The following is a 10,829-nucleotide window of genomic DNA, read 5'->3' on the forward strand; positions in this document are numbered from 1 at the left end:
TTGAATCGTCTTTCTCATAAGTCGATCCACCTTAACAACTGGTCCGAATTTCCGCGACCACCTCTGTAAGCTGCCATTCCAGACCAGTAAGCGGTCAAATAATGCATATTTCGTTTATGCTCACCCAGAGATGCATTCCAACAGTCAAATCGGCCAATTCACAGTTGGTTTTCTGTTTCGACACAACGATGCGCCATCCGTCCCCCTGAAGGACCAAACGGCATGCATTGTCTGATGCGGGAATGATTTCAATCAGTGTTGTGGGCAGGCACACAGCCGCCGTACTGCCCCCCGGATTATCCGTGCTCAACATCACGCCGGCCTCGTTGAAACGAAGCACTCCGCTATGATCCGTGGTATCAGATACCGGCAGGCGGGTTTCCTGCTCCGAAATACATAGAACAGGGCCACGATCCGTTTGACGCACTTCATAAGGCAAGGATGTCTCGCATGTGACGGGGGCCTGCAATTGACCATCCATGATCTGCATGATCTGCCCCGCCATCATCGAGGTTTCTCGCCGCTCGTGACTGACATAGATCGCCGGACAGCCCGACGCCTGCACCGCCCGCGCAATATAAGGCAGGATTTCGTTGCGCCGAGCCCGATCCAGCCCCGTCATGGGTTCGTCCATCAACAACAATTGCGGATCCATCGCCAGGGCACGCCCGATCGCCACGCGCTGTTTTTCCCCGCCCGACAGCGCCCCGACACGCCGCGTTAGCATATCCGACAGGTCCAGCGCCGCAATCACACGTTCCAGCACTTCGGGCGCGGCCCTTGCCCGCCTGTGGCCATAAGCAAGGTTCTGGCCCACATCCATATGTTTGAACAGCCGCGCGTCCTGAAACACATAGCCAATTCGGCGCGCCTGTGGCGGCAGGAACACCCCGTCGCCCTGCCAGACCACATCACCAAACCGGATCATGCCCTTTGCGCTTGGCTCCAGCCCCGCGATGCTGCGCAGCAGGGTTGTTTTGCCGCTGCCACTGGCCCCTTCCAGCGCGGTGATCCCGGTTAACGGAATGTCGCCTTTGGCGGTCAGCGAATAATCCCCGAGGGTCAGCGTAATATCCAGATGCAGCATATCGCTCATTCCGCCCCCCGTCGTTTGCTGCGGTCCTTGCCGTTCATCAGGTAGACAAAGATCAGCACCAGAAAGGAAAACACCAGCAGCCCTGCAGACAACAAATGCGCAGTGGCATAATCCAGCGTTTCAACCGCGTTGAACACCTCGATTGAAATCACCCGCGTTTTGCCCGGGATGTTGCCACCCACCATCAGAACCACACCGAATTCCCCCAATGTGTGTGCAAAACTAAGAACCATCGCCGTCAGGAACCCGCGCCGCGACAGCGGGATCACCACACTGCGAAAGGCATCCCACGGGCCTGCACCCAATGTTGTCGCGGCCTCGAGCACACCTTTGCCAACCGACTGGAACGCGGTTTGCAAGGGTTGCACCGCGAAAGGCAGCGAATAGATCACCGATGCCATCAACAAACCGGCAAAGGAAAACGCCAGCGTGTCACCGGTCAACCGCAGCCACAGCGCGCCAAGCGCCATGTCGGGGCTCATCAACACCAGAAGGTAAAACCCCAGCACCGTGGGCGGCAGCACCAGCGGCAGGGCCACCAGCGCCTCGATCAGCGGACGCACGGGGTTGCGGGTGCGGGTCAGCCACCAGGCCAGCGGTGTGGCAATCACCAGCAGGATCAGCATGGTCAGGCTGGCCAGTTGCACCGACAGCCAGATCGCGGGCCAGATGTTCATTCCGGCACCCCGTAGCCTGATTTCACCAGCACCGCGAGGGCGGCGTCACCGGACAGATAGTCGTAAAATTCGCGCGCCGCATCGTTGCCCCTGGCATGCAGCAACAGCCCCGCCCCCTGCACAATCGGCGCATAGGTTTCGGACGGTATATCCAGCCATTCGCCACCAACGGCCATTGCCTGCGACAAGGCCACAAAGCCGATTTGGGCATTGCCCGTTTTCACAAAGCCGAAGGTCTGGCCGATATTGGCGCCAATCACCGCCTTTTGCGCGACCACATCCCCCAGATCCAGCGATTGCAGCACCTGACTTGCGGCCAGCCCGTAAGGGGCGGTCAAAGGATCAGCCATCGCAAAATGGCGCAAATCATCGCGCAACAGGCTGCTTGGGATGTCATCGGCCAAAATCCCCTTGTCGCGGGCATAAAGCACCAACGCGCCAAGAGCATAGGGTTTGCCCTCCCCGTCCAGCAACTTGCCCGCCTCTGCCAGCTTTGTTACCCGCGCCATATCGGCCGACAGGAACACATCATAAGGCGCGCCTTTGCTGATCTGGGCGAACAGGGTGCCGGTCGAACCATTGACGATATTCAGGATATGGCCGGTTTCCTGACTAAACTGCGCCCCTATTTCCTGCATCGCGGGCAGGAAATTCGACGCCACGGCCACCGTCACTTCGCCTGCCAGAACCGCCCCCGAAAACAGCCCCGCAAAAAGGGCGGCAATAACGGTTTTCAAAAGGCGCGCAAAACAAACCATAGCCCCTAACAACCCGTTATAGCGCCCTTTTGCAAGCCAATATCATTGCAGGAACACTCTGTCGCAGGCCCGCAATTGCGGCGCGATATCAAGCGCATCACAGCAATAACACTCACACCGCCAACAGGTTTTCAGGGTAGTGGTGCCCGAGGCGAGACTTGAACTCGCACGATATTGCTATCGGGGGATTTTGAATCCCCTGCGTCTACCATTCCGCCACTCGGGCCACTAAGGCCGTTTCCTAGCGCCAGCACGCGCCCGCGTCTACAGGAAAATGCACGCGCGCGGCAATTCTTTGAACAGCCGCGCCAAAGCCGTCAGAACATCACCCCGACCAGCCACAGTGTGATCCCCGGGAACATCACCAGCACCACCACCCGCAGCAGATCGGACATCACGAATGGGAACACCCCCTGATAGGTTTTCGACATCGGAATGTCCTTGGCCATGGAATTGATGATGAACAGGTTCATCCCCACTGGCGGTGTGATCAACCCCACCTCGACCACGATCAGCGCAAGGATGCCAAACCAGATCGCGGTGTCTTCGGCGTTCATGCCGAAATCCAGCACCTCGATGATCGGGATGAAAATCGGGATGGTCAGCAGGATCATCGACAGGCTGTCCATGATGCAGCCGAACACCAGATAAAACAGCAGCATGATGGTCAGCACCAGATAGGGGCCATAGCCCTGTGCCAAGATCCATTCGGCCAGCTGTTGCGGCGCCTGTGTGGTGGCAAGGAAGGAATTGAACACCTGCGCGCCCAGAATGATCAAGAATATCATCGCGCTGGCATTGGCCGCCCCCAGAACGGAATCCAGAAACCCGCGCCAGTTCAAACCACCCGTCATCACGCCATAAAGGCCCGTGGCCACAGCGCCAACCGCCGCCCCTTCGGTCGGGGAAAACAACGCCTGAATACCGGGTTGCGACCAGTTCCAGTCACCGGCGATCCCGCCGATCACAAGACCGAAGATCACCACCACCGGCCAGACCCGCACAAGGGTTCTGAACCGCTTTTTGTAAGGCACCCGCGGGGCGGTGCCGGCCGCATCAGGGCGAACCCGCACATAAATAGCCACAGTCAGCATATAGCCAAGTGCGGCCAGAATACCCGGCACCATCGCCGCCATGAACAGTTTGACGATGTTTTGTTCCGCCAGCATCGCATAGATCACCAGAATGACCGAAGGCGGGATCAGGATGCCCAATGTGCCCCCCGCGGCCAAAACGCCGGTCGACAACGCATCGGAATAGCCCCGCTTGCGCATTTCCGGCAGGGCCACCTGCCCCATCGTGCTGGCCGTGGCCAAGGACGATCCGCAGACCGCACCAAAGCCCGCGCAACCGCCGACAGCCGCCATGGCAATACCGCCCTTGCGGTGGCCCAGCCAGTCGCTTGCGGCCTCGAACAGGGCCGAGGACATGCCGGATTTGGTGGCAAACTGCCCCATCAGCAAGAACAGCGGCACGATCGACAGCGAGTAGCTGGAAAAAGTGTCATAGGCCAGTGTTTTCAGCAGCCCCAGCGTGGGCGTGGTTTTACCCAAAAAGGCCCATTGCCCTAAAAATCCCGCCATGCCCATCGCAATCGCAATCGGCACGCGCACGAAAATGGCCAGCAGCATCAGCACAAAGGCGATGATAGCAATCTCTAACCCGGTCATGGCTGGTACTCCCGTCCCTCAAGTGTCCAGTTCAGGCTGCGCCAGACGGTGAACAGGCTGACTACAAAGAACAGCACCGCACCGATAAAGGCGAAAGAATAAGGGATCCAGATTGGCACGCTCAGTTCATAAGTGGTTTCCGCAAAGAACGGCTTGTAACCCATTGAAAAGAAGTTTCTTACCGCCTCGGACCCATAGGGTACCTTTTCCCCCAGCCCCAGCCAGAACCGCCAGACGATCACACCTGCGGCCAAGGCGATCAACACATCCCCCATGAACCCCAGAAAGGATTGCACCCGCTGCGACAAGCGCAGGGTAAAGATGTCGACAACCACATGGGCGCGTTTGTATTGGGCAAAGGGCATGAAGGCAAAAATCGCGATTGCGCTGCCCATTTCGACGATTTCATAATCGCCCTTGATCGGGCCAAGCCCTGCGAACAAAAAGAACCGCCCGATGATTGACGCCACCGTCACCAGCGCGATGGCCGCCAGCACAACCCCGCCCGCATAGGCGAATGTGCGCGATATTCGTTCCAGCCATCTGCCCACCCGCAGTTCGGCCGATTTTGCCAATAGCATTGTCGTTTTCCCGTTTCCTGTTCCCTATACCGCGATGATCGCGGGGCGTTTGTTCAATTCCTCGATTGTCATACCCGTGACAGCCTTATAGCGGTCGGCAAAGGCCTGACGTTCGCTAAGCGGCATGACCGTTTCAATATCGTCAAACCCGTCTGGCGCACGCTCGGCCACGATGTCCAGAATCTTGTCCGGTCCGTCGCCGCGATTGGCCAGCACCACCGCATTCACCGCCTTGCTGCGGATATCGTCATAGGATTGTAACGCACCCTGCCCCACGCCATGATCGCGCAATTCGCGGGCCAGAACGCGGGCGTCAATGATGCCTTGCGAGGCCCCGTTTGATCCAATCGGATACATTGCATGGGCCGCATCGCCCAGCAGGGTGACAGGCCCGAAACTCCATTGTGGCAATGGATTGCGATCCACCATCGGGAATTCCCAGATGCCGTCTGCCTTAGCTATGATTTTCGGGATGTCGATCCAGTCAAAAGACCAGCTATCAAACCTGTGCGCAAAATCGGCGCGATTGTCGGTGCGATTCCAGTCCTGCGACAGCCAGTCGTAATCGGCAGGCAGTTCCAGATCGGCGATCCAGTTGATCAGACTGCCCCCGTCATCCGTATCACCAATCGGGTAGCAGACGAATTTGCAGGCCTTGTTGCCCACCATCGCCATGCTGCGGCCCGTCAGGAACTTCGGCCCGCGCGTCACGCCGCGCCACATCATCGTGCCGCCCCAAACTGCCGGTCCCTCATCCGGGTAGAACCCCGCGCGAAGCACCGAATTGATCCCGTCCGCCGCAATCAGCACATCACCGATGGCGGTGCCGATCACCGTGTCTGTCTTGCGGTTGGTGAGGGTTACCTCGACCCCGCTATCCACATCGCGCCAACCCGTCACAGCCGCCCCCATGGTCAACACATCCGGCCCTGCCCGTTCAATCAGCGCCTCCAGCAGCGCCATTTGCAAACCACCGCGATGGATCGAATATTGCGGCCATGTGTTGCCCGCGAAAGTGCCGCGTGGCTCGCGCCAGATTTCCTGACCTTGTGCAGTGAAATAACCAACCTCGCGGGTGCGCAAACCCACTTCGTCCAACGCATCCTCTAATCCCAATTCAAACAATTCGCGCGTGGCCAGCGATTGCAGATTGATACCAACCCCCAGCGGGCGAATATCCTCGACCGCTTCATAAATATGAAACGGGATGCCCACCTGATGCAAGCTCAACCCCAATGTCAGACCGGCAATACCGGCCCCTGCGATCAATACGGTCATATCATTCCCCTGATAAAAAGAAGGCCAGACCTGTTGCTGTCTGGCCTTCCTGTTCTTCGATTGCGCGATTTACTCGTCAGAGTATTTGGCAACCAGTGCCTGTGCATCGGCGACCATGGCTGCGCCGTCCAGACCTTTGGAGGTTACTTCGGCAATCCAGTCTGCTGTCAGCTTGTCACCGATGGCACGCAGTTCTGCCACAACACCGTCGTCCAGTGTCACGATCTTGTTGCCGCGCTCGCGCACAACCTTTTCGCCCAGATCATCGCCATCATCCATCGCCTTGCCAGCCCAACCGGATGTTTCCACACCCGAATTGTTATCGATGATCGCCTTCAGATCATCGGGCAGCGCATCATAGGCATCCTTGTTCATCGCCCAGATGAAATAGGTATTGTAAAGCGCACGGTCCCCGCCGATTTGCGTGTGGCTGTCGGCCAGTTCATGCACCTTCATTGGCGGAACAATTTCCCACGGGATCACGCCACCATCAACGATGCCTTTGGACAATGCCTCGGGAAAGGCTGGAACCGGCATGCCGACAGGTGTTGCGCCCACGGCCTCAAGCAGTTTGTTAGCCTGACGCGAGGGGCCACGCAGTTTTAGACCGTTGAAATCGGCAATCGAGGTGATCGGATCACCCTTTTTGTGGATAACGCCGGGGCCATGCACATGCACCGCGATCAGATGCACATCACCAAACCGCTCGCCCATGTATTTCGCCGTATAATCCCACGCAGCCTTGCTTGAGGCTTCGGCGGACATAGATGTCATGAACGGCAATTCAAACGCCTCGGCTTCGGGGAAACGGCCCGGCGTGTAGGCCGGAATGGCCCAGCCACCATCAATCACGCCATCGCGGATCTGGTCATAAAGTGCGGGCGGCTTGCCACCCAGTTGCATCGCCGGATAAATCTCGATCTTCAAACGCCCGCCGGATTCTTCCAAAATCTTGTCAGCCCAGGGCTGCATAAAAAATTTCGGCACCGAGCCTTTAGGCGAAATAAAGTGTTGAAAACGCAAGGTCACCTCTTGCGACATGGCCGCCCCGGCCGATATCCCAAGGGCCATAACCCCGATCATTGCGGATTTAAGTGTGAATTTCATTGGTATCCTCCCTGTTCACGATTCGCATCCTAGCACATTGGCGCAGGAGTTTTGATTCGTTGCAACTGCAATGATCCAGATCAAATGCGCCTTAGCAAGTATAATCGACCGCACAGTCGGTTTTGCAAGGAGATTCCTTACTTTTGCTAGAGGGAACCTCTGTAAATTCCCGTTTTCGCCTTCTTCGCGGCGGGGTGGACGGTTTTTCGCCTGTCCCGCCTGATTGCTTCGGATCATAAACCCATTTTCACCGGTTTCAAGCCGGTTTTGGGTATTTCAGGCACACCTCACCCCATGAACCCTTATCCCGGCGCCGCCAGGCCGCATTCGAACTGGACGAAGCGCTTCATGTTGTAGACCAGGTTCATCATCCCGATGCGAAATCGCGCCCGCTTCAGGCCGATGGAGCGGATCAGCTTGCCGCCCATGGAGCGCTCCTGAAAAGCGAATACATGCTCGACCCGGACCCGCACTTTCGAGCGCCTCCGGTTGGCCTTTTGCTGGCGCTCGCCAAGCGGCTTGCCGCGCCTGCCCTTGTGATGGATATGGCTGTGAAGCCCCCGCTCTTCCAGCTCGCTTTCGATCTTTTGCGAGCGATAGGCGCTGTCGGCCCACAGGTCCGATGAGGTGTTGCTCGCATCAATCAGACCGGCAAGCGCCTGGCTGTCATGCACGGCGGCATCGGTGACATCATAAGCGCGGATGAATTTGTGCCGCCGGTCGACATTGATGTGGTTCTTGTAGCCGTAATAGCTCTTGCCGTGCTTCTTCGTCCAGCGCGCATCCACGTCCTTCTGGCGCTTCTTGTGGGGTTTTTCCTCCCACTCTTCAGGCGTTTCGCCCGCCTTGATTTTCTCGTTCTCGTCCCTTTTGTTGTGCTGGCGCGGCGCCGGAACGATGCTCGCATCAACAATCTGCCCGCCCATCGCCAGATAGCCCTTTTCGCGCAGAAAGGCATCGAACTTGTCAAACAGCTCCTTCATCTTCCCGGCCCCGGCCAGCCTTTCACGGTAGGCCCAGATGGTCTTGGCGTCAGGTACGCTGTCTTCAATGCCAAGGCCGAGAAACCGCATGAACGACAGGCGGTCGCGGATCTGATACTCGATCTGATCGTCAGAGAGGTTGTAGAGCTGCTGCAAAACCATCGTCTTGAATATCAGCACCTCATCCCAAGGCGGGCGGCCAGCGTTGGATTTGCGCTGTTCGGGCGGCGTGCGCCATATGGCCTTCAGCTCGTCCCGGTAATCCTCGAACGGCACCATGTCGTTGAGCAACACCAGCGGATCACCAGATTTGTCCAGTCCCGCGTATCGGCTGGAAAGATCAAAAAATCCCATCTGACCCATGACAAAACCCCGTCGGTCGAATCATTTTCATCCTGATGACGATTCTACCCCGTCAGGCCGGATTTTGGGGGATTTTTAGAGGTTCCCTAGAGATTATCCGTCCCGAACGTATCGCAGGTTGCCAGCTCACCGCTTTCGTAGCCGGTATAGAACCAGCGTTGACGCTGTTCCGAGGTGCCATGGGTAAAGGTGTGCGGCATCACCCGCCGGCCGGCGTTGCGCTGTAATGTATCATCCCCGATCTGTTTGGCGGCGTTCATAGCCTCGGCAATGTCCCCGCGCTCAACCGAGCCGAACTGCTCCTTGGCATGGCGCGCCCAGATGCCGGAATAACAATCCGCCTGCAATTCGATACGAACGGAAATGGCGTTGCTTTGTTCTTTGCTGACCTGCTGGCGGATGCGGTTGGCTTTGCCCAGAATTCCCAATTCATCCTGGACATGGTGCGCAACCTCGTGCGCCACCACATAGGCAGATGCAAAATCACCCTTGGCCCCCATTTGCCGCGAAAGAGTGGTGAAGAATGCGGTGTCCAGAAATACCTTTTTGTCACCCGGACAATAAAACGGCCCGGTCGCCCCGTTGGCCCCGCCACAAGCCGATTGCGTGGCGCCCTTGAACAAAACCAAAGTAACCGGATGATACGGTTGGCCGACCTGTTCACGGAAAATGTTGCTCCAGACATCTTCGGTATCGGCCAGAACCACAGAAACAAATTCCCCTGCCCGTTTGTCAGCCTCGGTCAGTTCACCGCCCCCACCGTTCTGTATCTGACCACCGGACATAGCAGGGTTATTCAATAGGCTACTGACATCCACCCCCATAAAGGCCCCGATCAACACAATGATCAGTGCACCAATTGAGCTATGCCCAAAAGTTGGTGACGCAGTAATCAGGCGGCATGTTTTTCCTGCTTGATCCCGTCCTTAAATTCAACCCCTTCGATGATTTCCGGCAATCGGAATGCGCCGTCGAGTTTACGCCATTTCTTCTTTGCCGACATCATCAGGCGGAAGGTCATTGCCAAGGCGGTCTTGCGCCCGAGGCAGCCTTTGGTCTTCTTCGTTCGGTGCCGCACGGTGGCAAATATGCTTTCGATGGGGTTGGATGTGCGGATGTGTTTCCAGTGCTCGGCAGGGAAGTCGTAGAAGGTCAGCAGCACGTCCCGGTCCTTGGTCAGCTTCCCCACGGCACGCTCGTATTTCACGCCATAGGCTTCGATGAAGAAATTGAACGCGGCCTCGGCGTCCCGTTTGTTCTCGGCCATCCAGATGTCCTGTAGATGGCCCTTGGCTTTGGCTTGCAGCGACTTCGGCATGGCATTCAGGACGTTGCCGGTTTTATGCACCCAGCAGCGCTGCTCCCGGGTCTCACCGAACACCTCCCGCAAGGCGTTCCAGAAGCCGAGCGCGCCATCACCAACGGCCAGATCAGGGGCTTTTCTGAGGCCACGACGTTGCAAGTCCAGCAGCAGTTCACGCCAGCTCTGGCTGCTTTCTCGATACCCGTCCACGAGGCCCAGAACATCCTTGTTACCCCACTCGTCCGCGCCGATGATCACCAGCATGCATTGCTTGTCAGCATCCGTGCGCGGCTTGAAATAAACCCCGTCGGCCCAGAAATACACATAGCGTTTGGCCGACAGGTCACGCCGGTTCCAACGCTCGTATTCTGCCCACCACTCCGCCTTCAGGCGCGAAATCGTGCTCGATGTCAAACCACCCGCATCAGGCCCCAGAAGGGCCGCCAGTGCTTCGCCGAAATCACCCGTGGAAATACCTTTGAGATAGAGCCAGGGCAACAACTCCTCGACCGACTTTGCCCGGCGCAGATACGGCGGCAGAAGCGTCGAGGTGAACCTGATCTTCTCCGCCCCCGTGCCACGATCACGCACCCGAGGCACATTCACCGGGACAGGGCCGATCCCCGTCATCACCTCGCGCTCCGGCAGGTATCCGTGGCGAACAAGGCGCTGGCGACCGGCCGAATCCCTCAAATGCGCGTGTTGCGCCATCAGATCACAAACCTCGGCCTCGACCGCCTGTGCCAACAGATCCCGCGCGCCTTTGCGCAAGATATCCGTCAGCGGATCAGGTGAAATTCCGGCTGGATCGGTAAACTCCAAAATAGTATCGTCTTCCATGTGGCATATCCTTTTCTCTCTGAGAATCGCGGCGCGTCAACACCGCCATGATATGCCACCCAATCACCCCATCACCAACTTTCGGGCATTACTCTAATGACGATCCGGCGTCCCGCTAAGACGCGCGGCCATTTCCGTGATCAGCCCTGTCGTGTGTTCCAGATACTGCAACA

11 protein-coding genes and 1 tRNA gene are annotated in these 10,829 nt (G+C 57.7%); all 12 read right to left on the reverse strand.

Annotation, left to right across the window (positions count from 1 at the left end; genetic code table 11):
• Positions 1 to 94: 94 nt before the first annotated feature.
• Positions 95 to 1,096 (reverse strand): ATP-binding cassette domain-containing protein, encoded by a 1,002-nt coding sequence (locus ACQY4M_RS07055; protein WP_428542514.1) that lies wholly within the window; start codon positions 1,094 to 1,096, stop codon positions 95 to 97.
• Positions 1,093 to 1,773, reverse strand: a complete 681-nt coding sequence (modB, locus tag ACQY4M_RS07060) for a molybdate ABC transporter permease subunit (protein ID WP_428542517.1) — start codon at positions 1,771 to 1,773, stop codon at positions 1,093 to 1,095. Before modB ends, ACQY4M_RS07055 begins: the two co-directional genes overlap by 4 nt.
• On the reverse strand, positions 1,770 to 2,531 hold the full coding sequence (gene modA, locus ACQY4M_RS07065) for a molybdate ABC transporter substrate-binding protein (protein WP_428542520.1): 762 nt from the start codon (positions 2,529 to 2,531) through the stop codon (positions 1,770 to 1,772). Before modA ends, modB begins: the two co-directional genes overlap by 4 nt.
• A 140-nt stretch (positions 2,532 to 2,671) precedes the next feature.
• A tRNA-Leu gene (locus tag ACQY4M_RS07070) sits at positions 2,672 to 2,757 on the reverse strand.
• 91 nt (positions 2,758 to 2,848) lie between these two features.
• Positions 2,849 to 4,201 (reverse strand): TRAP transporter large permease, encoded by a 1,353-nt coding sequence (locus ACQY4M_RS07075; RefSeq protein WP_428542523.1) that lies wholly within the window; start codon positions 4,199 to 4,201, stop codon positions 2,849 to 2,851.
• Positions 4,198 to 4,782: a TRAP transporter small permease gene (locus tag ACQY4M_RS07080; protein ID WP_428542526.1), complete on the reverse strand. Its 585-nt coding sequence runs from the start codon at positions 4,780 to 4,782 to the stop codon at positions 4,198 to 4,200. The genes ACQY4M_RS07075 and ACQY4M_RS07080 overlap by 4 nt, the downstream gene beginning before the upstream one ends.
• A gap of 24 nt (positions 4,783 to 4,806) precedes the next feature.
• Positions 4,807 to 6,060: a flavin-dependent oxidoreductase gene (locus ACQY4M_RS07085; protein ID WP_428542529.1), complete on the reverse strand. Its 1,254-nt coding sequence runs from the start codon at positions 6,058 to 6,060 to the stop codon at positions 4,807 to 4,809.
• A gap of 69 nt (positions 6,061 to 6,129) precedes the next feature.
• Positions 6,130 to 7,167, reverse strand: a complete 1,038-nt coding sequence (locus ACQY4M_RS07090) for a TRAP transporter substrate-binding protein (RefSeq protein ID WP_428542532.1) — start codon at positions 7,165 to 7,167, stop codon at positions 6,130 to 6,132.
• Between the two features lie 15 nt (positions 7,168 to 7,182).
• Positions 7,183 to 7,404, reverse strand: a complete 222-nt coding sequence (locus ACQY4M_RS07095; protein ID WP_428542535.1) for a hypothetical protein — start codon at positions 7,402 to 7,404, stop codon at positions 7,183 to 7,185.
• A gap of 65 nt (positions 7,405 to 7,469) precedes the next feature.
• The gene (locus tag ACQY4M_RS07100) at positions 7,470 to 8,513 is read right to left on the reverse strand and encodes an IS5 family transposase (protein ID WP_428539227.1); all 1,044 of its coding nucleotides are present in this window, start codon (positions 8,511 to 8,513) and stop codon (positions 7,470 to 7,472) included.
• 86 nt (positions 8,514 to 8,599) lie between these two features.
• Entirely contained in the window at positions 8,600 to 9,409 is an 810-nt protein-coding gene (ypfJ, locus tag ACQY4M_RS07105) for a KPN_02809 family neutral zinc metallopeptidase (RefSeq protein ID WP_428542565.1), read from the reverse strand.
• Positions 9,406 to 10,656, reverse strand: coding sequence for an IS256 family transposase (locus ACQY4M_RS07110; protein ID WP_428539230.1), 1,251 nt, complete (start codon positions 10,654 to 10,656; stop codon positions 9,406 to 9,408). Before ACQY4M_RS07110 ends, ypfJ begins: the two co-directional genes overlap by 4 nt.
• Positions 10,657 to 10,829 lie beyond the last annotated feature (173 nt).

It is taken from the genome of Profundibacter sp. (assembly GCF_965277155.1).
GTDB lineage: Bacteria > Pseudomonadota > Alphaproteobacteria > Rhodobacterales > Rhodobacteraceae > Profundibacter.

Excerpts from the sequence above, each read along its gene's own strand:
- modA (WP_428542520.1), bottom strand. The coding sequence starts at position 2,531 with ATGGTTTGTTTTGCGCGCCTTTTGAAAACCGTTATTGCCGCCCTTTTT.
- modB (WP_428542517.1), bottom strand. The coding sequence starts at position 1,773 with ATGAACATCTGGCCCGCGATCTGGCTGTCGGTGCAACTGGCCAGCCTG.
- ACQY4M_RS07080 (WP_428542526.1), bottom strand. The coding sequence starts at position 4,782 with ATGCTATTGGCAAAATCGGCCGAACTGCGGGTGGGCAGATGGCTGGAA.
- ACQY4M_RS07095 (WP_428542535.1), bottom strand. The coding sequence starts at position 7,404 with ATGATCCGAAGCAATCAGGCGGGACAGGCGAAAAACCGTCCACCCCGC.
- ACQY4M_RS07075 (WP_428542523.1), bottom strand. The coding sequence starts at position 4,201 with ATGACCGGGTTAGAGATTGCTATCATCGCCTTTGTGCTGATGCTGCTG.
- ACQY4M_RS07090 (WP_428542532.1), bottom strand. The coding sequence starts at position 7,167 with ATGAAATTCACACTTAAATCCGCAATGATCGGGGTTATGGCCCTTGGG.
- ACQY4M_RS07100 (WP_428539227.1), bottom strand. The coding sequence starts at position 8,513 with ATGGGTCAGATGGGATTTTTTGATCTTTCCAGCCGATACGCGGGACTG.
- ACQY4M_RS07085 (WP_428542529.1), bottom strand. The coding sequence starts at position 6,060 with ATGACCGTATTGATCGCAGGGGCCGGTATTGCCGGTCTGACATTGGGG.
- ACQY4M_RS07055 (WP_428542514.1), bottom strand. The coding sequence starts at position 1,096 with ATGAGCGATATGCTGCATCTGGATATTACGCTGACCCTCGGGGATTAT.
- ACQY4M_RS07110 (WP_428539230.1), bottom strand. The coding sequence starts at position 10,656 with ATGGAAGACGATACTATTTTGGAGTTTACCGATCCAGCCGGAATTTCA.